The organism is Sphingomonas sp. PAMC26645, from assembly GCF_004795835.1.
Taxonomy (GTDB): domain Bacteria; phylum Pseudomonadota; class Alphaproteobacteria; order Sphingomonadales; family Sphingomonadaceae; genus Sphingomonas.
The window spans coordinates 2,502,799-2,528,124 of record NZ_CP039249.1; the positions used below are offsets into that span (position 1 = coordinate 2,502,799).

At 67.2% G+C, this 25,326-nt stretch carries 17 protein-coding genes; 10 read left to right on the forward strand and 7 right to left on the reverse strand.

The annotated features are described in order from the left end of the window. The first annotated feature begins 13 nt into the window (after positions 1-13). On the forward strand, positions 14-970 hold the full coding sequence (locus E5673_RS11615) for an alpha/beta hydrolase (RefSeq protein WP_136190129.1): 957 nt from the start codon (positions 14-16) through the stop codon (positions 968-970). Between the two features lie 26 nt (positions 971-996). On the opposite strand, the gene E5673_RS11620 is transcribed toward E5673_RS11615, so the two are convergent. Next, entirely contained in the window at positions 997-2,772 is a 1,776-nt protein-coding gene (locus tag E5673_RS11620) for a GGDEF and EAL domain-containing protein (RefSeq protein WP_136190130.1), read from the reverse strand. A gap of 163 nt (positions 2,773-2,935) precedes the next feature. Here E5673_RS11620 and E5673_RS11625 point away from each other — a divergent pair, with 163 nt between their 5' ends. Both E5673_RS11625 and pbpC read left to right on the forward strand, forming a co-directional pair. After that, on the forward strand, positions 2,936-8,680 hold the full coding sequence (locus tag E5673_RS11625; protein WP_136190131.1) for an MG2 domain-containing protein: 5,745 nt from the start codon (positions 2,936-2,938) through the stop codon (positions 8,678-8,680). After that, on the forward strand, positions 8,677-10,782 hold the full coding sequence (gene pbpC / locus E5673_RS11630) for a penicillin-binding protein 1C (RefSeq protein WP_136190132.1): 2,106 nt from the start codon (positions 8,677-8,679) through the stop codon (positions 10,780-10,782). Before E5673_RS11625 ends, pbpC begins: the two co-directional genes overlap by 4 nt. Here pbpC and E5673_RS11635 read toward each other — a convergent pair. The 5 genes from E5673_RS11635 to E5673_RS11655 form a co-directional block, all read right to left on the reverse strand. Further along, on the reverse strand, positions 10,769-11,152 hold the full coding sequence (locus E5673_RS11635) for a GCN5-related N-acetyltransferase (protein ID WP_247599358.1): 384 nt from the start codon (positions 11,150-11,152) through the stop codon (positions 10,769-10,771). The genes pbpC and E5673_RS11635 overlap by 14 nt on opposite strands. Further along, a complete protein-coding gene (locus tag E5673_RS11640; protein ID WP_136190133.1) occupies positions 11,149-13,131 on the reverse strand; it encodes a beta-N-acetylglucosaminidase domain-containing protein in 1,983 nt (660 codons plus the stop codon). The genes E5673_RS11635 and E5673_RS11640 overlap by 4 nt, the downstream gene beginning before the upstream one ends. 81 nt (positions 13,132-13,212) lie before the next feature. After that, a complete protein-coding gene (locus E5673_RS11645) occupies positions 13,213-14,241 on the reverse strand; it encodes an endonuclease/exonuclease/phosphatase family protein (protein WP_168711614.1) in 1,029 nt (342 codons plus the stop codon). 82 nt (positions 14,242-14,323) lie between these two features. After that, positions 14,324-14,830 (reverse strand): DUF2141 domain-containing protein, encoded by a 507-nt coding sequence (locus E5673_RS11650; RefSeq protein ID WP_136190135.1) that lies wholly within the window; start codon positions 14,828-14,830, stop codon positions 14,324-14,326. Continuing rightward, a complete protein-coding gene (locus tag E5673_RS11655) occupies positions 14,827-15,750 on the reverse strand; it encodes a hypothetical protein (RefSeq protein ID WP_136190136.1) in 924 nt (307 codons plus the stop codon). Before E5673_RS11655 ends, E5673_RS11650 begins: the two co-directional genes overlap by 4 nt. Before the next feature lie 281 nt (positions 15,751-16,031). On the opposite strand from E5673_RS11655, the gene E5673_RS11660 reads away from it, so the two are divergent. The 7 genes from E5673_RS11660 (at position 16,032) to E5673_RS11690 (ending at position 23,306) form a co-directional block, all read left to right on the forward strand. Continuing rightward, a complete protein-coding gene (locus tag E5673_RS11660; protein ID WP_247599359.1) occupies positions 16,032-16,793 on the forward strand; it encodes a polysaccharide deacetylase family protein in 762 nt (253 codons plus the stop codon). Continuing rightward, the gene (locus tag E5673_RS11665) at positions 16,780-17,955 is read left to right on the forward strand and encodes a glycosyltransferase (protein ID WP_136190137.1); all 1,176 of its coding nucleotides are present in this window, start codon (positions 16,780-16,782) and stop codon (positions 17,953-17,955) included. Before E5673_RS11660 ends, E5673_RS11665 begins: the two co-directional genes overlap by 14 nt. Then, positions 17,952-18,218: a hypothetical protein gene (locus tag E5673_RS11670; RefSeq protein ID WP_136190138.1), complete on the forward strand. Its 267-nt coding sequence runs from the start codon at positions 17,952-17,954 to the stop codon at positions 18,216-18,218. Before E5673_RS11665 ends, E5673_RS11670 begins: the two co-directional genes overlap by 4 nt. 137 nt (positions 18,219-18,355) lie before the next feature. Continuing rightward, positions 18,356-18,865: an RNA polymerase sigma factor gene (locus E5673_RS11675; protein WP_136191480.1), complete on the forward strand. Its 510-nt coding sequence runs from the start codon at positions 18,356-18,358 to the stop codon at positions 18,863-18,865. Between the two features lie 140 nt (positions 18,866-19,005). After that, the gene (locus E5673_RS11680; RefSeq protein WP_136190139.1) at positions 19,006-20,004 is read left to right on the forward strand and encodes a FecR domain-containing protein; all 999 of its coding nucleotides are present in this window, start codon (positions 19,006-19,008) and stop codon (positions 20,002-20,004) included. A 97-nt stretch (positions 20,005-20,101) separates the two neighbouring features. Then, positions 20,102-22,267, forward strand: coding sequence for a TonB-dependent receptor plug domain-containing protein (locus E5673_RS11685; protein WP_136190140.1), 2,166 nt, complete (start codon positions 20,102-20,104; stop codon positions 22,265-22,267). Between the two features lie 196 nt (positions 22,268-22,463). Further along, on the forward strand, positions 22,464-23,306 hold the full coding sequence (locus E5673_RS11690) for a crotonase/enoyl-CoA hydratase family protein (RefSeq protein WP_247599677.1): 843 nt from the start codon (positions 22,464-22,466) through the stop codon (positions 23,304-23,306). An 8-nt stretch (positions 23,307-23,314) separates the two neighbouring features. On the opposite strand, the gene E5673_RS11695 is transcribed toward E5673_RS11690, so the two are convergent. Continuing rightward, entirely contained in the window at positions 23,315-25,198 is a 1,884-nt protein-coding gene (locus E5673_RS11695; protein WP_168711615.1) for an EAL domain-containing protein, read from the reverse strand. Positions 25,199-25,326 lie beyond the last annotated feature (128 nt).

A 25,326-nucleotide genomic window follows, 5' to 3' on the forward strand; every position in this document is an offset into this window, starting at 1 on the left:
CCGCCGAGGTGTCATGTCTGCCTTGGCCACCGGTCCTGCAGTCCTGGCGGCGGCGCGCGCGACCGTCGCGGACGCGTCGCGCGTCGCCACGTCACCGAAGAATGCGTCGGCGGCATCCGTCCGGTATCGCAGGCAGAAAGTCGGCGACGTCGATCTGTTCTACCGAGAGGCAGGGCCGGTCGACGCGCCGGTCATCCTGCTTCTCCATGGGTTCCCGACGGCGAGCCACATGTTCCGCGACCTGCTCCCGCAACTGGCCGACCGGTTTCGGGTCATCGCGCCGGACCTGCCCGGGTTCGGCCAGACCAAGGCGCCGCCGCGGGGGACATTCGCCTATACGTTCGATGCCTTGGCGACCGTGGTCGGCGGTTTCGTCGAGGCACTCGGCCTGACGCGGTACGCGCTCTACATCTTCGATTATGGCGCGCCTGTCGGTCTGCGTCTCGCGATGCGCCATCCTGAACGCGTCTCGGCGATCGTCTCGCAGAACGGCAACGCGTACGTCGAGGGCTTCAGCGACCAATGGGGACCGTGGGAGGCGTATTGGCGCGATCCGAGCGCAAGCAACCGCGAAGCCTGCCGGTCTTCTCTCGCGCCGGACACGATCCGGAACTGGCAATACGGCACCGGTGCCGATCCGCTCCGACTATCACCCGACGGCTACGAGCTCGACATCGCCTATATGGCGCGACCGGGTGCGGACGAGATCCAGCTCGACCTGATCCTCGACTACCGGACCAACGTCGCACTCTACCCCGCCTTCCAGGCGTACCTGCGCAAACATCGTCCGGCGCTGCTGGCAGTCTGGGGTCGGCATGACCCGGCGTTCCTGCCAGCCGGCGCCACGGCTTATCGCCGCGACGTCCCGGACGCGGAGGTCCACCTTCTCGACACCGGCCACTTTGCGCTGGAAACACACCATGCCGAGATCGCGGCGTTGATGCGGGGCTTCCTCGTACGGGGGACCTGAGACGATCCCCGGGCGGGGCTGCAAAGTCAGCCGCGTTCGGGCTCGGCCGCCGTATCGCGTTCGGCAAGCCAGATTGCGAACGGCGCGGCTTCCATCGGGCGCGCGAACCAGAAGCCCTGCGCCTCCTCACAACCGAGCTGCGTCAGGATCGCGGCTGCCTCTGCGGTCTCGATCCCCTCGGCCACCACGCGGTAGCCGAGCTTGTGCGCTAGCCCGATCATCGTCTCGACAAGGACAAAGTCGGGCCCGGCCGCTTCGGTGAGGTTGCGCATGAAGGCCTGGTCGATCTTCACGATCCGCGCGGGCAGGCGCTGGAGATAGGCGAGGCTGCTGTGTCCCGTCCCGAAATCGTCGATCGCAAGGCAAATGCCCGCTTCCGCCAGTTCGCGCAGCATCGCCAGTGCTTGGTCGGGCTGGTCCATGATCGCGCTTTCGGTCAGCTCGATCTCCAGCCGCTCGGGCCGCAGATCGCGCTTGAACAAGGCCAGCTGGATCCGGTCGATCAGGTCGGCCTCGCCGAGATTGGCGGCGGAGATGTTGACCGACAGGACCGGCGCGATCCCAGCACAATTCCAGGCCGCCATCTGATCCATCGCCGCATCGATCACCCACTGCGTCGTCGCGCGCGCCAGCGAGGTCTCTTCGATGATCGGGATGAACTCGGCGGGCGACACCTCGCCCAGTCGAGGGTGTTGCCAGCGCAGCAACGCTTCCGCGCCCAGGCACCGTCCCGTCGCGAGCTCGATCCGTGGTTGGTACACCAGTCGCAACTGGTCGCCGGCTTCGAGTGCGGCGCCGAAATCCTGCAACAGGCCGTATTGGCGGCGGTGGGCGATGTCGTTGGCGGGCGAATGCAGTGCGATCGCGCCATCGGCGTTGCGTGCGTCCTGTGCAGCGCTGGCCGCCCCCCTCAGCACGTCGTCGGCCGAAACGCTGCCGATGACGAACGACCGGACGCCGATCGCGACGTTCGTGACGAAGCGTACCGACGACGTGGCATGCATCGTCTCGAAGCTCGACCGGAGCAGCGAAACATAGGCCAGCTCCTCGACACCCGGCGGTGAGATGAACGCGAACTGCGCGCTGCCAACCTGATAGGCGACGCGACCCGGCCCCAGCGCCACGCGCAGCGCCTGCGACGCCTCCCGGATGAAATCGTCGACGCGGGCAACACCCAACGCACGCACGATCCGGCTGATTTGATCTTCGCGCGCCATGTCGACCACCACCGCGAACCGGTGCTCGCCCGGATGGTCCCGCTCCAGATCCATCAGGTCGTCGCGGAACTGGTTCCGGGTCGGCATGCCGGTGACCGGATCGATCCGTCCGAAGGCGTGCTGCAGCTCGATCTGCGCCATCACCATCGCCGCCAGATCGACCAGCGCGGCAAGCTCGGCCTCGGTTGCCTTGCGCGGTTCGGTCCCCAATACGCAAAGCGATCCGAGGCCGTAGCCATCGCTGGTGACCAACGGCGCGCCGGCATAGAAGCGCGTTCCGGCACGACCGAGCACGCTGTCGGCGTAACACGCGTCGGCCTGAAAATCCTCGATGACGAGCGGCTGGGTCGACTCGGCGACCTGCGCGCAGGGCGCCTTATCGCGCGGGATGCTGCGATGCTCGACGCCTACGCGCGACTTGAACCATTGCCGGTCGCGATCCGTCAGCGACACCGCAGCCACCGGCAATCCGAAGATCTGGCTGGCCATCCGGGTTATCCGATCGAATCCCTCGCTGGCCGGGGTATCGAGCAACTTCAGCTGGTACAGGGCGTCCAGCCGAGCCTCTTCGTGATGGTCGCGCACACGATTCCTTTCACGTTCCCCTCTATAATCAAAACCTTAATGGTTTAATCCATGTCAGACTAGATAAATGAAACCTAGGTTTATCTAGCGCTACTCGGGCGGGGCCCTGTTAAGTCTGGACTAGCGCCGCCCGGCCCCTATTCTGTTGGCGGGGAGAGCGGGCATGCGATTTGCGAGACTGTGGGCGGCGCTAGCGATCGTCGTCGCGCCGGTTGCCGCGTTCGGGGGCGATACGCCACACGTCACGCTTGCCACGCCCAACATCTCGGACGGCACGATCACACGCTTTACCGTGCGGTTCAGCGCCGCGATCGTCCCGCTGGGCGATCCGCGCGCCGCCTCGCCGCTGAAGATCGAGTGCGCAGTGCCGGGCGAAGGGCGCTGGGCGGATCAGCAGACCTATGTCTGGGACTTCGCGCAGCCCTTGCCGGGCGGAACGCGCTGTACGCTCGCGACGCGCGAAGGACTCAAGAGCGCGGCTGGATACGGCGTCGACACGGAGAGCTTCACCGTCGATGCCGGTGGTCCGATCGTCCGCGCGGTGCTGCCCGGCGAAGGCGATATCGAGGAGGATCAGGTGTTCCTGGTCGCCGCGAACATGCTCGCGACCCGTGGGTCGATCGCCGCCAACGCCTATTGCGCGGTCGACGGGATCGGCGAGAAGATCGCGGTCGACGTGCTCGCGCCCGATCTGCCCGGCAAGCTGCTCGCCGGGTTGGGCAACAACTACGCAGTCACTAATTTCCTCGAAAGCGCCGGGCTGCCCAAGACGATCCCCGCCGATGCCGCGTCGCGCCAGCGTGCACTGGCCGGCATTACAGCGCTGAAATGCCGTCGCCCCCTGCCGCCCGGCCGCGACATGGCGCTGGTCTGGGGTAGCAACATCGCCAGCGCCGGGGGCAAGCTCGCCGGCGCCGACCAGCGGTTCGACTTCACCGTTCGGAAACCCTTCACCGCGCGGTTCGAATGCTCGCGCGTCAACACCGCGGCGGGATGCAGCCCGGTCGAGAAGGCGTATCTGCGGTTCTCCGCGCCGGTCCCGATGAGCGCGGCGACGCAGGTCCGCCTGACGCTTGCCGACGGCAAGTCTGTCGCGCCCGTGTTCAGCGACGAGGAGAAGACCCGCGCGACGATCGAACAGATCAGGTTCGCGGCACCCTTGCCCTTCGCGACGCGTGGCAACGTGTCGATCCCCGCGGACCTCAAGGACGAAAGCGGCCGGATCCTTGCAAACAGCGAACGCTTTCCGCTCGAGGTGAAGTTCGACGAAGCCCCGCCGCTCGTCAAGTTCGCGGCTGATTTCGGCATCCTCGAGGCGAAACAGGGCGGCGTGCTGCCCGTTACCGTCCGCAACGTCGAGCCGTCGCTGCAAGGCCAGACCGCGGGCATCGGCGGCCAGCGGCTGCGCGTGGGCGGCACCGACGGCGAGATCGCTGCGTGGCTGCGGCGCGTCGAGGAGGCGGGCAAGACCGACTACCAGACGATCGAGCGCAAGGGCGCCGAGCCGCTCCAGATCAACCATACCGGTGAGAAGCCGCTGCTGTTCGGGAGCGGTGGCGGAGGCGCGGGCGATCCGTTCAAGCTCGATCTGCCGGGCAAGGGCAAGGATTTCGAGGTCGTCGGACTTCCGCTCGGCAAGCCCGGCTTCTACGTCGTCGAACTCGCCAGCCCGACGCTCGGCCGTGCGCTGCTCGGTCGCGACGTGCCGCGCTATGTCGCGAGCGCGGCGCTGGTCACCGATCTGGCCGTGCATTTCGAATGGGGACGCGATCGCTCGCTCGCCTGGGTCACGCGGCTGTCGACCGGCAAGCCGGTGGCGAACGCGGTGGTGCAGGTCAGCGACAGCTGCACGGGCAAGCCACTCGCGCGCGGCGCGACCGACAGGAGCGGCGGGCTGATGGTCGCGCGCGGGCTGCCCGAACCCGAGACCTATGGCAGCTGCAAGGGCGAGGGTTCGCCGCATCCACTAATGATCTCGGCGCGTACTGGCGACGATTTCAGCTTCACGCTGACCGACTGGGGCGAGGGCATCCGGCCGTTCGACTTCGACCTGTCCTATGGCTATTCGGCGGCGACCGACATCATCCACACCGTGTTCGATCGCGCTTTGGTCCGCCAGGGCGAGACGATCCACATGAAGCACATCCTGCGCCGCCCCGACGCGCGCGGCTTCTCGTTGGCGCCGGGCTTTACCGGCACGCTTCGGCTGTCGCATCGCGGCTCCGACACGCAGTTCGAGATGCCTGTGACGATCGGCGCCAACGGCACCGGCGAAACCGTCTGGACCGCCCCTAAGGGCGCGCCGATGGGGGATTACGACTTGGTCTTCGTCGTTGGCGACACCACCAGCGAGTCCGCGCAGTCGTTCAAGGTCGACGAATACCGCCTGCCGACGATGCGCGCGAGCGTGACCGGGCCGAAGACCGCATTGATCAAACCACGGACCGCGCAGCTCGATCTGTTCGCCGGCTATCTCTCGGGCGGCGGTGCTCCCGACTTGCCGGTCGACGTCCGCATCGGCTGGTTCGCGCACAGTGCGACGCCTGTCGGCTATGACAAGTTCAGCTTCGGCGGCGAACCGATCACCGAGGGCGTCAAGCCGCTCGACGGCGAGGGCGAGGATGCGAAGACGCCGTTGCCGCCGACGCAGATGTTGCCGGCGACGCTCGGCAGCGACGGTACGCGGCGGATGACCGTCGACATGCCGCAAACGCTGCCCGGCACGACCGATATGCAGGTCGAGATGGATTACCGCGATGCCAATGGCGAGACGCTGACTGCCTCGAAATCGATCCCGATCTACGCCTCGGGCGTGCAGCTCGGCGTCGCCACCGATGGCTGGATGATGCGCGCGGACGATCTGCGCCTGCGCTTCGTCGCGCTCGATACCGACGGCAAGCCGATCAAGGGGCAGAAGCTGTCGGTCGCGCTCTACAATCGCCAGATCCTGACCGCTCGGCGGCGGTTGATCGGTGGGTTCTATGCCTATGACAACCGGATGCGGACGACGAAGCTGTCGGCGTCGTGCAGCGCGACGACCGATGCGCAGGGGCTCGCGCAGTGCAAGGCGGATCCGGGCGTCTCGGGCGAGATCTACGCGGTCGTCACCACCACCGACGCCGACGGCAACGTCGCCCGCGCGGTTAAGTCGGTGTGGCTCGCGGGGAACGACGATTGGTGGTTCGGCGGCGACAATGGCGACCGGATGGATGTCGTTCCCGAGAAGCTCACCTATGCCTCGGGCGAGACCGCGCGGTTCCAGGTGCGGATGCCGTTCCGCTCCGCGACCGCTTTGGTCAGCGTCGAGCGCGAGGGCGTGTTGTCGAGCTTCGTGACCGAATTGTCGGGCAAGGACCCGGTGATCGAGGTGCCGATGGACGCGGCCTATGCGCCCGACGTCTATGTCTCGGTGCTGGTCGTGCGCGGGCGCGTGGAGAGCGGCTTCTGGAGCTGGATCCACCGCATCGCGCGAACGCTCGGGCTGTCGGATACGCCGGAGGACGCCGCCGAGCCGACCGCGCTGGTCGATCTTGCCAAGCCCGCCTACCGCCTCGGCATCGCCAAGGTGAAGGTCGGCTGGGAAGGCCATACGCTCGCCGTCGCGGTCAAGGCCGACCGCGAGCGTTATGCGCCGCGGGGCACGGCCAACGTCGCGATCCAGGTCCGGAAGCCCGATGGCAGCCCGGCACGCGAGGCCGATGTCGCGTTCGCCGCGGTCGACCAGGCGTTGCTGCAACTCGCGCCGAACGACAGCTGGAACCTCCTCGACGCGATGATGGGCGATCGGCCGCTATCGGTGCTGACCGCGACCGCGCAGATGCAGGTCGTCGGCAAGCGGCATTATGGACGCAAGGCGCTCGAAGCGGGTGGCGGCGGTGGTGGCGGCGACCTGTCGGGGCTCAACCGCGAGAATTTCCAGCCGGTATTGCTGTGGAAGGGGCATGTCCCGCTCGATGCGCAAGGGCGTGCGCGCGTGTCCGTGCCGCTGTCGGATGCGCTGTCGTCGTTCAAGCTGGTCGTGATCGCCACCGACGGTGCGCAGGCGTTCGGTACCGGCAGCACCGACATCCGCACCGCGCAGGATCTGTCGCTCTATGCCGGGATGCCGCCGCTGGTCCGCTCGGGCGATTTCTACGGCGCGCGGTTCACGCTGCGCAACGGATCGGATCGCGCGATGACAGTCACGGCGAACGTCGATGTCTTCCCGCGGATCGCGCAGGGCAAGCCGCTGACCGTCACCATTCCCGCGGGTGGTGCGGCACCGGTGGCGTGGAACCTCACCGCGCCGTCCGGAGTCGATACGTTGCGCTGGACGGTGCGCGCGAGGAGTAACGACGGCCGCGCGACGGATCAGGTGACGGTGACGCAGGACGTCATCCCGGCGGTGCCGACCGAGATCTGGGCGGCAACGCTCGCGCAGGTCGGTGAGACTACGCTGATCCCGATCGCGCCGCCGATGGGGGCGCTGCCGGGTCGTGGCAGCGTCGACATCCGCCTTGCCGATACGCTGGCGCCGTCGCTTGCCGGGGTCCGCGACTATATGAGCCGCTATCCGTTCAACTGTTTCGAACAGCGGCTGTCGCGGATCGTCGTGCTCGGCGACATGGCGGGCTGGGCGACGCTCGCGGGCGAGATCCCGACCTATCAGGCGCCCGATGGCCTGCTCCGGTATTTCCCCGGTGACAGCCTGCAGGGGTCCGAGGCACTGACCGCCTATGTGCTGTCGATGACGGGCGCGGCGAACCTGTGGCTGCCGCCGGTCCAGCGCGCGCGGATGATCGAGGCGATGAAGGCGGTGCTCGACGGGCGCTTGCGGCATGAGGATTACGGCGATGTCCGCCTGACCAAGGTCGCGGCACTGGCGGCCTTGGCGCGGCAGGGCGACGCGACGGCAGCGATGCTCGGCCAGATCGGCATGACGCCCGCGGAAATGCCGACCGCGAGCCTCGCCGACTATATCACCGCGCTGACCGCGATCCCCGGCGCGTCGACCGAGGCCAAGGCGCAGGCCGAGGCGGTGTTGCGCACGCGCCTCGTGTTCGAGGGCACCCGGCTCGATCTGTCGGACTCGGCCAACGCGTCGTGGTGGCTGATGTCGTCGGCGGACGAGGCCGCGAACAAGGCGACCGCGGCGGTGCTCGGGCGGCCGGGTTGGCAGGACGATGCGCCGCGGCTGATGGTCGGCACGGCGCTGCGCCAGTCGCGCGGGCATTGGGATACGACCACCGCCAACGCCTGGGGTGCGATCGCCGCGCGGCGGTTCGCGCAGGTCTATCCGGCGCAGGCGGTCACGGGGACGACGATGCTGTCTTACGCAGGGCGGAGCGTCGCACGCGGCTGGCCGCTGGCGGAACCCGCGCGGACGGTATCGTTCCCGCTGGCCGCCGCCGGACCACTGCGGTTGGCACAAGGCGGCGGGGCGGGGCCGTGGGCGACCGTGTCGATCTCCGCGGCCGTGCCGCTGCGGCAACCGCTGTTCGCGGGCTATCGCCTGACGCGGAAAGTCGACGTCGTGCAGGCGCGCACACCAGGGCGGCTGACGACGGGCGACGTGCTCCGCGTGACGCTCGCGGTCGAGGCGACCGCCGAGCGCAACTGGGTCGCGATCAGCGATCCGGTGCCCGCCGGCGCAACCGTGATCGGCGATCTCGGCGGCCAGTCGCAACTGCTCCAGCAAGGCGGCGCGGCAGATGGTGAGGGTGGCGGTCCGAGCTACGTCGAACGCGGCCGCGATACGTGGCGCGCCTATTTCGCCTGGCTGCCCAAGGGGACCACCACCGTGACGTACACGGTGCGGCTCAACGGTGCCGGCCGGTTCCAGATGCCGCCAAGCCGGGTCGAGGCGATGTATTCGCCGGCAATTCGCGCCGCGGTGCCGAACCAGACGATGGTCGTCGCGGATCGATGAAGCAGCGCGCGGCGCTCGCCGGACTGCTGGTGCTGATCCTGGCCGCGGTCGGGTTCGACTGGGCGACGTTCCCGCCGCCTTTGCCGGGCTATGCGCAGGTGCGCGCTGCGTGGAAGCCGTCGGAGGCGTGGCTGTACGATCGCCACGGCGTGCTGATCGACAGCGCGCGCGTCAATTTCGCGGCGCGGCGGCTGGCATGGGTGCCGCTCGATCAGATCGCCCCGGTCGTGCCCGCCACCGTCGTCGCGGCGGAGGATGCCCGCTTCCGCAGCCACGGCGGCGTCGACTGGCTGGCGATCCTCGGGTCGGTTGGCGCGCACGCTAAGGGTGAGCGGGGCAGGGGTGCCAGCACGCTGTCGATGCAGGTCGCGGCGTTCCTGTCGCCGACACTGGCGATGCCCGGCGCACGCGGCTGGCGCGACAAGCTTCGCCAGATGCGCGCGGCACGATCGCTCGAGATGACGTGGAGCAAGGACCAGATCCTCGAGGCGTACCTCAACCTCGCGCCGTTCCGCGGGGAGGCGCAGGGGATTGGTGCGGCGGCGCTGTCGCTGTTCGGCAAGACCCCCGCGGCGATGGCACGCGACGACGCGCTGCTGCTGACCGCGCTGCTCCCCGATCCGCAGGCGCCCGCCCCTCGCATCGCCGCGCGGGCCTGCCGATTGGGGGGCGCGGGCGACTGTACGCGGTTCGCGAGCGAGGCCGCGTCGATGCTTGGCCCGGTGCGGACGCTCGCGCTAGATCCGGGGCTCGCGCCGCATCTCGCCGATCGCCTGCTGACCAAGCCCGGCCTGCGGATCACCACCACGCTCGATGCCGCGCTCCAGCGCACGGTCGCCGCCGCGCTGCGTCGCCAGCTTCTCGGGCTGGGCGGATCGCGCGCGCGCGACGGGTCCGCGGTCGTGATCGACAATGCCAGCGGTGACGTCCTTGCCTATGTCGGCGGGATCGGCGGCGCCTCGACCGCCCCTGCGGTCGATGCCGCGAACGCCTATCGCCAGGCCGGGTCGACGCTGAAACCGTTCCTCTACGCGCAGGCGATCGAGCGCGGATACCTGACCCCAGCGTCGGTGCTCGACGATTCTCCGGTGCAGCTCGATACCGCGTCGGGGCTCTACGTGCCGCAGAATTACGATCGCGGGTTCAAGGGGCGCGTGTCGGTGCGTAGCGCGCTGGCGGGATCGCTCAACGTGCCCGCGGTGCGGACGCTGTTGCTGGTTGGGGTCGAGCCGTTTCGCGACCGGCTATGGGATACGGGCTTTCGTGGTCTCGTCGAGGACGGCGATTATTACGGCTTCAGCCTCGCGCTCGGATCGGCAGAAGTGACGCTGCTCGAGCAGGCCGACGCGTACCGGTCGCTTGCGAATGGCGGCCGCTGGTCCCCGCTGCGGCTGACCGCTGATGCTCCCCACGTCGCCGCACGCCCGGTCACGACCCCTGCCGCAGCCTGGATCGTCGCCGACATGATGGCCGACCCCAATGCCCGCGCCGCCACCTTCGGTCTGGACTCGGCTCTACGCCTGCCGTTCTGGACAGCGGTGAAGACGGGCACCTCGAAAGGCATGCGCGACAATTGGTGCGTCGGGTTCTCGCGCCGCTACACCGTCGCGGTCTGGGTCGGGAACGTCGAGGGCGATCCGATGCGCGCGGTCTCGGGCACCAGTGGCGCGGCGCCGGTCTGGCGCGACGTCATGCTGGCGCTCGGACGCGACGACGAACGCGGGCCCCCTATCCCCGCCGGCATCGAGCGCCGCCGCATCGCATTTGCCGACGCGATCGAACAGCCACGGATCGAATATTTCCTCCGCGGCACCGGCCAGTCGCTGATCGCCGCGGCGCCAGCGACCGCCCGGCGCGCGCGGATCGTCAACCCCGCCTCGGGCAGCGTCTACGCGATCGACCCCGACATCCCCGCCGACCGCCAGCGCCTCGCGATCGAGACCACCGGTGACGTCCGCGCGCATCATGTGTTCCTCGACAATCGCGACCTCGGCCCCGCCGCCCAGCAATTGCTGTTCTTCGCTCCGCCGGGCCGCCACCGGTTGCGGCTCGTCGACACAGCCGGTCGCGCCACCGACCAGGTCGTCGTCACGATCCGGTAAGCGGGACCGTTCGTTTTCTCCGCCAGGTCAGCGAACGGCGGTTCAGAACGGCAAGGTCCACCTTATCCGCAAGCGCAGCTTCGGCCAGCGCGATGGCCCGGTCCAGCAGCGCGCGGTCGGCGTGCGCATACGCGGGGCGGCCCGGTATGCGGTCATACCACACGCCGTCGCACGCAGTGTCGAGGAAGATGCGCTGGAAGCAATGATCCGCCACGACCGGCCAGCGGCGTGTACCCGCCACCGCCGGCAAACTCTCGCGGGTAAGTTTCAGCCATCGGGCTTCGGCGGCAGAACGGTCTTCGGACTCCATCCGGTGGCAACGATCGAAACCCGGTAAGGTCGCGCCGTCCGCTACCGGATCATCGGTCACCGCTCGATGGCGGGGGAAGCGTTGCCAGCGCGGTCGAACGCGATCAGCGTCGGCGCGTCGGCAACGAACGTGTCGAGCACGCCATCCGCGATCTTGATCGGCCCGTCGAACCGCGTTGCGCCAGGAATGCTCTGGATCGCTGCGGCTTCGGCGGCCAGCCGCTTGGCATCGGCGAAATACCGTCCCGCGGCGCTGCTGCCGTGATCGGCCGCGTCGAGGCCGGCGGCGGTCAACTGGAGCGCACGCCCCCAACGCAGCATCGCGTCCAGCCACGGCCGCGACTGCGCCGCGAAACCGGGGTCGATGGTCCCGGACCGAATGATGTCGGGCGCATTCGTGATTTCGTCGGCACGCGCGGTCAGGTCCGCGATAGCTTCACGCCGCGCCGCCGCATCGCCGCCGGCCAGTGCCTCCCGCACGCCGTCCAGCGCCGCCTTCAATCGCGGCGCCTGCTCCTGCCAGGGCTGGCTGCCGAAGGTCGGTGCCATGTGCTGCGTATCGAAGAACGTCAGTAGCGCCGCGGTCGCGCGCTCGTCGCCGCCCGCCAGTTCCCGCGCGGAGAAATGCCACGTCCGTTGCGCATCATACGCCTTGTCGTTCCAGCCGAACGCGGCGACCCCGGTCACCGCCGGACGGCTAGGAGCCTCCTGGTTCATCGGGTTCGACAGGATACCGGTCAGTTCACCCGACAGCCCTGCCTCGCGCCGCGTATAGGGCGCCATCAGCAGGCGACCCGTGGTCTGCGCATAATCGTTGACCGGATAATTGTCCCACAACAGGGTCTTGCGACCGAACGCCTTGGTCGCTGCCTTGGCATCGGGGATCGAGATCGCCGGCGGCACGACGTCGGTACCGGTCCACTGCACGACGATCCGCGGATCGAGATGCTTGCGCAGCGCCGCCTTGTACGGGGTTTCCTTCGCGTCGTAATATTCGGTCGGCACCATGATCAGCGCACGCGCCGCCGGGTCCTTGGCCGCGAGGTTCGCCTGCACCGCGTTCAGCAATTGCGACTGCGCGATGCCTGCCGCCTCCGCGCCCGACGGACCGAACGACGCCTTGTCCTTCTCGCAATTCCACTTGGTGTATTCGATGTCGTCGAGCGCGACGTAGAAGCTGCCGACGCCGATCGATCGCATCGCGTCGAACTTGCGCTCCAGCGCCTGCACGTCCGCTGGATCGGAGAAGCATACCGACGGCCCCGGCGAGACCGCGTAGACGAAGTCGACATGGTTCCGCCGCGCGGTCGTCGCGAGCGTCCCCAGCGCCTTCAGCGTCGCGGCGGGATACGCTTCCCGCCAGCGATCGCGCGCGTACGGATCGTCCTTCGGGCTGTAGACATAGGTGTTCGCCTTGACCGTGGCGAGGAAGTCGAGATGTTTGGTGCGGTCCGCCATCGACCACGGCGCGCCGTAGAATCCCTCGATCGTGCCGCGGATCGGCATCGCCGGATGATCTTGGATCACCATGGCCGGGATCGTCGGCCGCCTTGCAAGCTGGCGAAACGTCTGTGCGGCATGGAACAGGCCGTCGGCATCGTGACCCGCCAGCGTGACGACGCCGCCCGTTGCCGAAGCGAGGCTCGCGATCGTGTAGCCCTCGGCATGGTCGTCGGCCACCGCGCGGCTGCGGCTAAGCGCGTCGCGGACGATCGGTGCGGCGGCGGTCCCGAGCACGACATACGTCCCGTCGATGACCGAGGGCAGGCGCCGGGCGGTGGTGATCGTCTCGACGCCCGATGCCGTCAGGATGCTGCGGACCAGCGCAATCGTGTCGGGATCGACGCCCGGCGCTGCGATCAGCGATACCGAACGCCCGACCTCGATCGTCCCAGAGCCGAGCTCGATCGAGGTCGGCGTGGGGAACAGTGCGGGCATCGTCACCGGACTGGCCGAGGCGGATCCCGCCGCGAGGCTCGCCAGGCTCGCGGCAACCATCAGCGAGGGCACGAGGCCGAACTTGCCAATCTGTCGCGTCATGATCGTCTCCGGTATCATAATGGTATTATGAACCCGGGGATACGGTAGCCGCGGGACGACCGCAACCCGTACGGAAAACCCTCAGCGGCTGGCGAGCATCGCCGCCATCTTCGGCCGGACGGCGACCCCGTCGAGCCTGTAGCTGACCATCACGCCGATATGGTCGGACAGCATGGTTTTGTCGCCAGCAAGGCCGAACGGCGCGCTCAACGCGACTGGTTTCACCGACGACGCATCCGACGCGCGGTACATAAGCCAGTCCTTTGCGCGACCGGTCGAGGTTGCGACGTCGGCGGCTTGCGTCACCAGGCATGTCGGGGTCGACCGACACCGCTGCTCGCCGCCCGTGAGCGGCATCGCCCCGCCGAACATGTGCTGCGCGAAATACGCGCGGCGCGCGATGTCCTGCCCGACGTTGAAGTCGCCCGCCACGAGCAGCGTCTCACGTGGTCGTTCCATCGAGCCGATGAACGCGCTCAAAAGGTCGATCTGGCGCTTGTACGCATAGAGCGCGCGGGGCTCGGATACGCCGGTGGCGCCGTTCGAGTTCAAATGCGTGTCTATCACCGTGACGGGCCCCGCCAATCCGGGAACCGCGATCATCGCCGCCATCGCGCCCTTGTTGGCGAGGCAGTCATAGCCGGCGCAGACCGGATAGCTGATCCGCCGCACCGCCAGGATCGGATAATCGGAAAAGATGGCGAGTCCGCTGTCGACATGCTTGCCGACCTGTTCGCCGCGGAACATGCTGCCGGCCGATACAAAGCTGCGGTCGGTCGGCGTTTCGGCGGTCGCGGCGGCGTCGGCGGTGGCACCGAACGCGATGTAGCGATAGCCGGCGGCGGCACCAATCGCCTTCGCGTCGGGCACGAACGCCTCCTGCAGCGCGACGATCCTCGGCTGGTGCCCGGCGGCGCGCATCGCCTTGAGCTGTGCCGCGATCGCCGACAGCGATGCCGTCCGGTCCTCCGCGATCGGCCAAGGCAGGCCGTGCACATTGTAGGTCATGACCGATACCGTCGATTCCGGCCTGCTCGCGATTGCGGGCGATGCGGCTGCTGCAAACAGCGCGAGGAAAACGGCAAACCGACCGAGACGACGCGAAACCATTGGCGATCCAATTCCTGTATGTGCGTGGGTGACGCCACGGTCCGGCCGGAACCGCACCTGCCCGGGCATATTTATGACGATGTCAGCGCTTCAGCGGCGCGAACGAGAACAGTCCGCTTCGGTAGTTCATCACCACCGTCGTCGGCGTGATGCCGGCATGCGCGACGACCCGCGCCGCCTCCGCGCTCGGTTTGGAATGGCCGAGCCGCGGATTGCCGGCAAAACCGATGCCGTCGTGGAGCAGGCTGAATCCGTGCCCGCCGCTGCGGGCATGGACGACGCTGAGCGCATACGCACCCTCGCCAGGAACCCGCAGGCACAGCCGCGCCGGACCTGATGCCGGAACCGGGATCACCGCGCGGCGAAACGTCTTGCCCTGCGCCACCAGCACATTGTCGTCGGCCAGGAACTCACCCTCGACCGCGGGATAAATCTCGGCACGCAGGTTGCCCACGCGGTCCTTCAGTCCCTCGACCGTGACGACGATCGCCGGGCCCGTCTCGTGCGGCCGGCACTGCGCCGCCGCGGTCCCCAGCGCAGGGGTCGACGCGATTGGCGTTGCGGCGAGGGCCAAGAGCGCGACGATCATTGATTATGCTCCGGATTGAGAAGTTCGACCGCGGTCAGCGCCGCGCCGAGCAGGAGGTGCGTGACTAGCCACAGCGCCGCGATCATCGTCAGCATCGCGGCGACGTTGGAGGCCTGCCCGACGGTGAACGCGACGAGGCCGGCAAAGACGATGTCCTTGTTCGGCAACAGCGGCAGGCGGGAGACGAGCAGCCGCAACGTCGCCAGCACCAGCCACCAGGCGAGCGGCGCGGCGGGCAGTGCGACTGCCCAAAGCGCGGCGGCGAAGACCGTCGTCGTGACGATCCGCAACAGGTGGATGACCGCGATCCGGCCGAGCTCATCGCGCGGCAGCGTGAAGAGCCGCTTGCGCATCACGAGCGCGACGACCGACGGCAACGCGATGCTCGCGGCCGATACGATCATCACCTTGGCATCGGTGCCGAGGTTCAGCGCAACCAGCGACTGCCAGCTGACCGCGGCGAGCGCGAGTGTGCAGACGTTGGCGACGACCGCGGACAGGATCGACACGTCCTTGATCGCGCCGAACGGAGTGCCGACCAGCGAAGCATGCCGCCGCGCCCAAGCATAGAAGTACAGCTCGCCCGAATAGCCTGCGATGATCTCGTTGCTGATCCGCTTGCGCAACAGCGCGAGGAATCCGCGCGGCGGCAGGGTCCACAGGCGGCGATAGATCAACCACTCGCTCGCCGGCAGCGCGAGATAGCCGGCCGCGAACAGCAGCCAGAACAGCGGCGAGCGCGGCACCATCGCGATCACGCCGCGGACGTCGAGATAGCGCAGCTGCCACAACGCCGCGATCAGGATCGCCGCGGACAACAAAGGCGTCAGCCCGCGCGCGACGATTCCCTTGCGGACTTCGATCGTCTTCAGCGGAAGCTTGGGGGCGGGCAGGGCCGCCGGGTTGAGGGCGTTACTCATGCCGCCCTGCGCCGTACGGCGACCGGGACGGCAATCTGATTTCCATGACGCAGCGATGCCGCGACGGCGGGGGAGCCGGGATGTGTCATGGGTTCTGGACGTCACCGCATCGCAGCATCCGCAGCCCGAAATATTCGCCACAAAAAATAATCTTGGCGGACTGCGGTTCGGATCGCGCGGTGCCGTCTCCGGGGCATGTGTGTGCCCAAGCTGCTCGACCTTCTGTCGTGAACGCCCTGCCAAAGGCCGTGCGTCCGCCGTCACCGGACCGGCGCCTCATCGTGTCGATCCACGATGTCTCGCCGGCATTCGCCGATCCCATCGAGCGACTGGTCGAAATGATCGGCGCGATCCTGGGCGGGCCGCGGTTCGCGATGCTGGTCGTCCCCGATCACTGGGGCGCGGCGCCGCTCGACCGGACGCCGGCGTTCGCGCGCCGGTTGCGCGAATGGGCCGATGCGGGCGTCGAGATGTTCCTCCACGGCTGGTTCCACCGCGACACGAGCGCACACAGCAGCACGGCGGCGACGATGAAGGCGCGCTACATGACCGCGGGCGAGGGCGAGTTTCTCGGACTCAGCGCGGACGAGGCCGAATACCGGATGCGCGCCGGACGCGATATGGTCGAACAGGCGATCGGCGGCCCCGTCGCCGGCTTCATCGCGCCGGCCTGGCTCTACGGCCCGGGCGCGATATCGGCGCTGAAGGCATGCGATTTCGCGCTCGCGGAGGACCATCTCCGGGTCTGGCGTCCAGTCAACAACGCGGTCGTCGCGCGCGGTCCCGTCGTCACCTGGGCAAGTCGCTCCCGCGCGCGCACCGCCAGTTCGCTCGCAGTCGCCGCCGCCGCGCGCATGCTCCCGGACTGGCTCCCGACGCTGCGGGTGGCCGTGCATCCCGGTGACGTCACGAAGGAGTCGCTTATGACCAGTATCGATCGGACCATCCGGGGTCTGGCGGGCCGCCGCACGGTTGCCCGCTACGCGGATCTGTTGCCGGGCGCAGCTATGTCGGAAGGGGAGGGCCGTCATGAAGATCGTTGATGTCTGCGCCTTCTACACGCCGAGCGGCGGCGGGGTCCGGACCTATGTCGACCGCAAGCTCGTCGCCTTTGCGGAACGTGGGCATGAGATGGTGGTCGTCGCACCGGGCGAGCGCGACGGCGAGGAACGTCGTGGACCGAACGCGCGCATCCGCTGGGTGCGCTCGCCGCGGTTTCCCCTCGACCGGTCCTACCGTTATTTCTCCAATCGCTCGGCACTTCACCGCGTGCTTGATGAGGAAGATCCTGACTTGGTCGAAGTCTCGTCGCCCTGGCGCAGCGCGTCGATGGTCGCGGACTGGAAAAGCGAACGCGGCGCCCGGGCGCGGCTCGCGCTGATCGCTCACGCCGATCCGCTTGCGGCCTATGCGTATCGCTGGTTCGGCGGCGTGGCATCGACGCAGACGATCGATCGCGCGTTCGACTGGTATTGGCGCCACTTACGCCGCCTCGACGAACGCTTCGACATGATCGTCAGCGCAAGCGACAGCCTGAGCGAACGGCTGCGGGAGGGCGGCCTGCAAAAAGTGCTGACCGATCCGATGGGCGTCGAACCCGGCCAGTTCTCTCCAGCGCTTCGTGACATGACCGTGCGTCGCGAGATGCTGGCGCTATGCGGGCTCCCGGAAGATGCGATGCTGCTGATCGGCGTCGGCCGCCACGCACCGGAAAAGCGCTGGCCGATGGTGGCGCAGGCGGCGACCATGGCGGGGGCGCAGGCGCCGGTAGGTCTCGTCATCGTCGGTGGCGGATCACGCCAGCGTCCCGTGATCGAGGCGATCGACGGCAATCCCCACGTTCGCCTGCTCGAACCGACCACCGATCGTGCGGCACTAGCGCGGATGATGGCGAGCGCGGATGCCTTGATCCACGGGTGCGAGGCGGAAACCTTCTGCTTCGTCGCCGCCGAGGCGATCGCCTCCGGCCTGCCGCTGATCGCCCCCGACCGGGGCGGCGCTGCCGACCTCGCGCGAAAATCCGGTGGCGTCCTCTATCGGTCCAGCGACGCGCTGGCGGCGTCCGAGGCGATCCTTTCGGTTGCACGCAACTGTCGTACGCCACGCGCGGCAGCCCCGGTCCGCACGATGGACGATCACTTCGACGCGCTGCTGGCACTGTACGCGAACGAGAATCTGGTGAGGAGAGAAGGATCATGTCGATGACCGCGACCCATTTCGCCCTGCAACCGATACACGTCTCGGATCACGATCCGGTCTGGGGAGCCGAGCCGCCCGAAGCGGCGGTGCCGCTCTGCGATTTTCGGGGCGACGGACGCCTGATCGATGCCATCGTCCACCCGCGCTCCGCCTGGCGCTGTCCGCTGTTCTACCTTGCCATTCCGGCGTATGCGGTCCTGGCCTTTGCTGCCGCGGCGATCCGCCTGTGCGACCGTGTCGGGATTGTACCGAACCACTCAGCGCGCTGACCCGACGCCGACGGTCTTATTTTTCAGGGCGACATCCCGGACGGGCAGGAGCAAGACGCTCTTCCAGCGACGATGAGCCTCGGAGGAATGCCGTAGCCGACCCCGATACAATACCTTCCGCGGGCCAGTCCCAAGGCCTGTCCGCCGTACTCGCTGCCAACCGTGGCCGGCTTGTCCGGTTCTTTGCGGCGCGGACGGGCAGCGTCGCGGAGGCCGAGGACGTCGTGCAGGAAATCTGGCTCCACACGGCGCAGCCGTCGCTGGGACAGGCAACGGGACCGATCGCCAATCCGCTAGCGTATCTGCACCGCGTCGGCATGAACATCGTGCTCGACCGTGTCCGTGCGAATGGCCGTCGTCAGCGTCGCGACATTGGCTATGTCGACGCGACGACGTCGATCGTCGGTGTAGAGGCGGTCGACGATGCGCCCTCCGCGTTCGACGCGGTCGCCAGCCGCGAGCGGTTCGATCGGCTGGCCGCTGCGCTGTCCGGCCCTCCCGAGGGTGCGATGCGCGTCTTTCGTCGCCACCGTATAGACGGCGTGTCCCATGCCGACATCGCCACCGAACTCGGCATCTCGCGAAGCGCTGTCGAAAAACACATCGCCGTCGCTCTCCGACATCTGAGAAAGGCGTTGGATGAATGATTTAGGGGGAGGGGTGCGGTTCGATCCGCGCCGCGGCGTCTATCAAGCGGTCCGATATTCATCGGGAGAGGTTTGCAGGATGGGCGCGGGTTGCGTCGATCCTGACGCAGGCGGGGGGCATCCGCCGGAAAGGGGGACGCATGACTGACACGCACGCTGCGACGGATAGCGCGGTCGAAGCCGCTGCGACGTGGCATTCGCGGCTCGACGCGCCGGATATGGACTGGGACCGGTTTGGCGAGTGGCTGGCGGCCGACCCGGCCCATCGCAATGCCTATGATTCGATCGCGAGTCTCGATGCGGAGTTCGTCGCTGCCGCACCGGCGATCGCCGCGCGCCTGCCGGCGAATGACGACAATGCAGACATCGCCGACCAAGACGTCGTACCCCGCGCAGCAGCGCGCGGTCGCCGGTGGCAGTGGGCGGCGCTCGGTTCCAGTGGAGCGCTTGCCGCAGGGCTGGCGTTGATGTTGGTCGCGCCGTCGGGCGACGACGCGGCGCAGGCCTATGAGACGGGTCGCAGCGAAACCCGGTCGGTGACGCTTGCCGATGGCAGTCGCATGCAGATCGATCGCGGCTCTCGCGTGTCCGTCAGCGGCGGCGGTAGTCCGGTGATCGAGATCGCACAGGGTGCGGCGAACTTTGCCGTCCGGCACGATCCTTCGCGCGTCCTGATGGTACGCGCGGGCGGATACGAAGTACGCGATCTCGGCACGACGTTCGATGTCGTCAGTGCGCGTGGACGGGTCGCCGTCACCGTCGCCGAGGGTATGGTGAGCGTCACGCCCGTCGGTGGCACGCCATCCGACGCAACGACGCTGCACGCGGGCCAGAACCTGGATATCACGCAGGACAAACAGATTGCCGAACGGCGGAAGGTCGATCCTGCGCGCGTGTCCGACTGGACCGACGGCCGGCTCGACTATGACGGCGCCCCATTGCCACTGGTTGCCGCGGATATCGCGCGGTATGCGGACAGCCCGTTGACCGTTGACGCATCGGCGGCGAACCTGCGCTTTTCCGGGGTATTGACGATTGGTGACGGATCGCGGCTCGTCGATCAGCTACAGGCAGTGTTGCCGATACGCGTTCGTCGGGTTGCTGGCGTCGTGCATCTGGGTGCCGCCGGCGGACGCTGAACGGGCTCCACCGGCCAGGCGTTCGATTACGATCCCTGCGGGACCGTTACGGTCTGCGCTCGAGTCGCTCGCAAGCCAGACCGGGATCTCGATCGGGATGGCCGGTGGGTTGCCGGATCTCGTCGTCAAGCGGGTCGACCATTCAACTGACGTAGCGCAGGCCGTGCGCCGCATGTTGGCCGGCAGCCGGCTGCGGGCGGTGCAGGTCGATGCGACCACGTGGCGGATCGAGGCTATTCCGGCAAAACCACCGCGCGCGTTGGCGCGTCGCGCTGACGCCGCAGGGACGCTGATGACCGGCGATATCGTCGTAATCGCCAGCAAGCGCGACGAACGGCTGTCCGATCTTCCCGCCTCGATCAGCATCGTCGGCGCACCTAGCTTGGGTCGGCTGGCGGGACGGCGTGGACTGACGGACGTAATGACGACGACCGACGGGGCATTTTCCACGAACCTGGGCCCGGGCCGTGACCGGATATTTCTCCGCGGGGTTGCCGACAGCGCATTCAACGGCACCAGCCAGTCGCTCGTAAGCCTGTATCTGGACGATGCGCGGATCGGCTATTCGTCGCCCGATCCCGACCTGCGGCTCGTCGATGTGGACCGGATCGAGATATTACGCGGACCGCAGGGCACGCTCTACGGCACCGGTGCACTCGGCGGGGTCGTTCGTGTCGTGACCGCCGCGCCGGACCTGGATCGGCGCGCGGGCGGCGTCGCGGTCGAGGGAACGGGCATCAACAACGGTGCGGTCGGTGGCGCGGTCGAGGGGATGCTCAACCTCCCGATCGTCACCGGGACGGTCGCGCTACGAACATCAGCTTGGGCCGAGACGATCCCCGGCTGGATCGACGATACCGGGCGCGACCGGCGCGACGTAAACCGCACGCGGCGGGTCGGCGGCCGTGCCGCGCTGCGCTGGTCGATCGGCGAGGGGTGGTCGGCGACCTTGAGCGGCGTCGCCCAACGCATCGACGCGCGCGACAGCCAATATGCGACCAGCGGCCTCTCGCGCGCCACGCGGATCGCCGAGCCGCAGGACAACGACTTCACATCCGGAGCGCTGACTGTGCGGGGGCCGATCGGCAAGCTCGAGGCGCAGGCCACGACGGCCTATGTCGACCAGGAGTTCGGAAGCACCTATGATGCGAGCATTCTGGCATCGTCGCTCGGCGTCGCATCGCCGGTCGCCTATATCGAGGATCGCTCCGCGCGGTTGCTGTCGCAGGAGGTCCGGCTGAGTGACCCGACCGCGCGCCATCCCTGGATCATCGGTGCGACCATCCTGCATTCGACCAGTCTTCTGAAGGGGCGCTTCACGTCGGTCGGCGACGACACCATCGACGTGCGACGCGACGAGGAGGACGTCACGGACCTCGCCGTGTTCACCGAGGGTACGCAGCGCCTCTCGAGCGCGCTCGATTTCAAGCTCGGGCTGCGGGCCTTCTCGACGTCGAGCCATCTCGAACAACAGGCACCCGGCCGCGTTCGCGCCAACCGTATCGGCATTACCCCCAGCGGAACGCTTAGCTGGCATCGTGACGATCTCGGCCTCGTCTGGCTTCGCTATGCCAGCGCCGTGCGTCCCGCGGGGATCAGCCGGACAGCCGATCCGACCAATCTCCGGATCCCCGGCGACGAACTCCAGAGCCTGGAACTCGGCTGGCGCATCCGCGTCGCACGTGACCGGCTGGCCTTCCACGGTGCCGTGTTTGGTTCGGCGTGGCAGCATTTGCGCAGCGATACGGTCGGCCCCGACGGACTTCTCGGTACAGTCGATGCGGGCAATGCAGTAAACTACGGCGTCGAACTCGGCGGCGTCCTGAACCTGTCCCCGATCACGATCGATTTCGGGACCACGCTGCAACGCGCCCGTCTGACGTCGCCGTCGTCAAACACCGGCCTCGATCGCGACGATCGGCGCCTGCCGGTCGTTCCCGACATATCGTCTCGACTGACGGCATCGCGAACCCTCGTCGCGTTCGGCTCGCCCGCGTCGGTTTACGGTGTCGCGCGCTATACCGGTCGCACGCGATTGAGCTTCGATCCGTTGCTGGATCGCCCGGCGGGGAACTACGCGACGATCGACGCCGGCGCGACGATCGACCGCGGGCCGTGGCACTGGTCGATCGCCGTCGACAACCTGCTCGACAGCCGCGGCAACAGTTTCGGCTTCGGCAATCCGTTCACGCTGGCCACGAGCACGCAGACCGTTCCAATCCGGCCGAGAACCATAACCCTGCGCGCCACGATCGGGCTGTAAAGTCCCGAACGCACGACCAACCACCGCAATTGCCGACCGAATCGCAGTTTGGATTTCGGATTCCGACGTAACCTTTTCGCGCAGCAGATCGCTGCTTGTAAAAAAGGACGTCGCAATGACCTTCGAACATTCCCCCTTCATACCCTCCGAAAGGCACCAAGAGCTTCACGAGGCCTCAATTCATTCCTTGAGCGCGGTGCCCAGCCGGCGCCCGTTCGAGTTCGTCGATCTGGAAACGCATTTCGACGCCGAACTCGAAACCCTCTGGACCTATATGCGCCAACGCAGCCGGCCAAGCTTCAACCCTGGTTTGCTCGCCGAGTTCACTCAGTGGCAGAACGACATCGCAGCCGCACGGTCGTCGGCTACCATGCCGATCCGGTATGTCGTCCTCGGATCTCGTTTTCCCGGCGTGTTTTCCCTGGGCGGTGACCTCGATCTCTTCTCGGCGCACATCCGCAACGGCGATCGGGAGGCACTCGTCCGCTACGGCCGTGCATGTGTCCATATCCTGCACCGCAACATGCTGAGCCTCAATCAACCGATCATCACGATCGGACTGGTGGAAGGCGATGCGCTGGGGGGTGGGTTCGAGGCGCTGTTGTCGTTCAACGTCGTGGTCGCCGAACGCGGCACGCATTTCGGCCTGCCCGAAACCAATTTCGGTCTCTTTCCCGGCATGGGGGCGCATTGCTTCCTGTCCCGGCGCCTGGGCGCGGCGCGGGCGGAGCAGATGATCCTGAGCGGCCGGTCGTACACCGCCGAAGAGCTGTACGATCTCGGCATCGTCCACGCGCTCGCCGATCCCGGCATGGGCCGTGCCGAAGTCGAGCGCTATATTCGCCAGAACCGCCGCCGGCATAGCGGGCACTGCGCGATCTACGAGGCGTCGAGGTCGGTCAATCCGCTGCCACTCGGGGAACTGCAGGCGGTCGTGGATCTGTGGGCGGATGCCGCGCTCAGGCTTAGCGAGGCGGACCTCAAGCTGATGCGCCGCCTGGTTGGTGCGCAGACGCGGCTGTTGGACAAGGCAGCGTAGCGTCCCGCTCAGGAGCGGCCTAACGCCTTGACGTCTTTGCCGGCAAGCATCGTCATGACCATGCTTGCCGGCATAGGATGTGCCAGCAGAAAACCCTGCACCGCATCGCAGCGGGTACGGCGCAACTGTTCGAGTTGCGCCTGCGTCTCGACCCCTTCGGCCACCGTATGCATACCCAGCTTGGCTGCCAGTTCGATCACGGTCTGGACGATCGCAACCGATGCCGGGCTCTGCTCGAGGTCCGTGATGAACGATCGGTCGATCTTCAAAGTCTGGAAGGGAAACTTGGTCAGGTAGCTAAGTGAGGAATATCCCGTCCCGAAATCGTCTAGCGTGGTCCGGACATCAAGGCGGTTGATCGCGTCCAGCGCCGCCAGCGACGCATCAATATCCTCGAGAAGGACTGATTCTGTCACCTCCAGCTCAAGGCGGTCCGCTGCCAGGCCACTGGCGGCCAGCGCGCTCATGATGACGGTCGGCATGTTCGCCGATCGCAGCTGGATCGGTGACAAGTTGACGGCGACGGTCACGTCCTTAGGCCAGTCGCTGGCGGTCCGGCACGCTTCCCGAATCACCCAGTCACCGATCACGACGATCAACCCATTCTCCTCGGCGATCGGTATGAACTCGGCGGGCGAAATCGCGCCGTAACGGCGGTTGGTCCAACGCAGCAGCGTCTCGCAGGACAATATGCGCTGTCCGGTCAGGTCGAAGATCGGCTGGAACATGAGATGGAACTCGCCGCGCTTCAGCGCGCCCTGCATCTCTGCGCCCAGATCGCGCGTCCGTTCGATCTTCTCGTCCATCAGCGGCTCATAGAACCGCATCTGGCCACGGCCGCTCTCCTTTGCGCGGTACAAAGCGAGATCGGCATTTTTCAACAACGTGTCCGCGTCGATGCCGTCGGATGGTGCGACCGCGATGCCAAGCGATGCCCCGACGCACAACGCGCGGCCGTCGTGATGGACTGGTTGCTCGACGAGCGCGATGATCCGCTCGCCCTTCGCGACGGCTTCTGTTTGCGAGACGACGTCGCAGATCACCGCGAACTCGTCGCCACCCAGCCGGGCTACGATCCCGGTTGCGCCGAATTCGGTGTCGAGCCGCTGTGCCACCCCTGCCAGCAGCGCATTGCCGGCCAAATGCCCGAACGAGTCGTTGATCTCCTTGAACCGGTCCAAATCAATCCAGAAAATGGCGAGGCGTCGGTTGCCGTGACCTAAAGCCTGCAACCGCGACTCGAACTGTTCGCGGAACGCCGTCCGGTTGGCGACGCCGGTCAGGTCGTCGCGGCGGGCGACGGCAGCATGATGTTCGGCGAGCGCCGCCTTCTCGCGGGATACCAGCGTCGCCTTCAAGATGACGCCATAAGTCTGTAAGGTGATGTCCATCATCGCCACGACGAACAGGACGATCACCGCAGCCAGTGCCATCTTCAACGGCTGCATCGAAACGACCAGCCCCACGGTCAGGGGCAGCGAGGCGAAGCATAATTGGGACAGCGCTATCCAGGGCCGCCCGGCGTTGCGACCCGCAATCCCTGCAGCGTATCCGATCGTCGTCGTCACCGCGAGCAGCTGAAGAACGCCGTCGTCGCTATGGACAAGCGTCAAAAGCCCGAACGTGCCGAGCAGCGCCGAATACCCCAGTGCGCCCGACCGATAGATAAATTCCTGCCGTGCCGCCCAGCCGTTTTTCGATGATCTTGTCCGAGCAGCCCGACCCGGTCGCTTCAGCGCATCGATCATTCGTATTCCCGCAACCAGCGCGATCGCCAAGGCGCAGACGACCAGCCAATGATTGCCACTGACGTAGGCGACGATGCCCGTAATACCGCTGCTGGTAATCGCGCCGATGATCAGCGATTGAGGGGATGCGTATAGCGACTCCAACAGGGTGGCACGAACCGACGCGGCGATCGCCTGGTCAGAATGCCGTAGCTGTCTGAGACGAGAGATTAAGCCACTCATTCAATCGTCCATGGACGTCGAAGATTTAAAAGAAACGAATGAAGCGAGAT

What these genes read in the sequence shown, in the direction of transcription:
- E5673_RS11650 (WP_136190135.1), bottom strand. Translation starts at nt 14,830, where the DNA reads ATGATCGTCGCGCTCTTGGCCCTCGCCGCAACGCCAATCGCGTCGACC.
- E5673_RS11665 (WP_136190137.1), top strand. Translation starts at nt 16,780, where the DNA reads ATGAAGATCGTTGATGTCTGCGCCTTCTACACGCCGAGCGGCGGCGGG.
- E5673_RS11670 (WP_136190138.1), top strand. Translation starts at nt 17,952, where the DNA reads ATGACCGCGACCCATTTCGCCCTGCAACCGATACACGTCTCGGATCAC.
- E5673_RS11645 (WP_168711614.1), bottom strand. Translation starts at nt 14,241, where the DNA reads ATGGTTTCGCGTCGTCTCGGTCGGTTTGCCGTTTTCCTCGCGCTGTTT.
- E5673_RS11680 (WP_136190139.1), top strand. Translation starts at nt 19,006, where the DNA reads ATGACTGACACGCACGCTGCGACGGATAGCGCGGTCGAAGCCGCTGCG.
- E5673_RS11685 (WP_136190140.1), top strand. Translation starts at nt 20,102, where the DNA reads ATGGCCGGTGGGTTGCCGGATCTCGTCGTCAAGCGGGTCGACCATTCA.
- E5673_RS11615 (WP_136190129.1), top strand. Translation starts at nt 14, where the DNA reads ATGTCTGCCTTGGCCACCGGTCCTGCAGTCCTGGCGGCGGCGCGCGCG.
- E5673_RS11625 (WP_136190131.1), top strand. Translation starts at nt 2,936, where the DNA reads ATGCGATTTGCGAGACTGTGGGCGGCGCTAGCGATCGTCGTCGCGCCG.
- E5673_RS11655 (WP_136190136.1), bottom strand. Translation starts at nt 15,750, where the DNA reads ATGAGTAACGCCCTCAACCCGGCGGCCCTGCCCGCCCCCAAGCTTCCG.
- E5673_RS11640 (WP_136190133.1), bottom strand. Translation starts at nt 13,131, where the DNA reads ATGACGCGACAGATTGGCAAGTTCGGCCTCGTGCCCTCGCTGATGGTT.
- pbpC (WP_136190132.1), top strand. Translation starts at nt 8,677, where the DNA reads ATGAAGCAGCGCGCGGCGCTCGCCGGACTGCTGGTGCTGATCCTGGCC.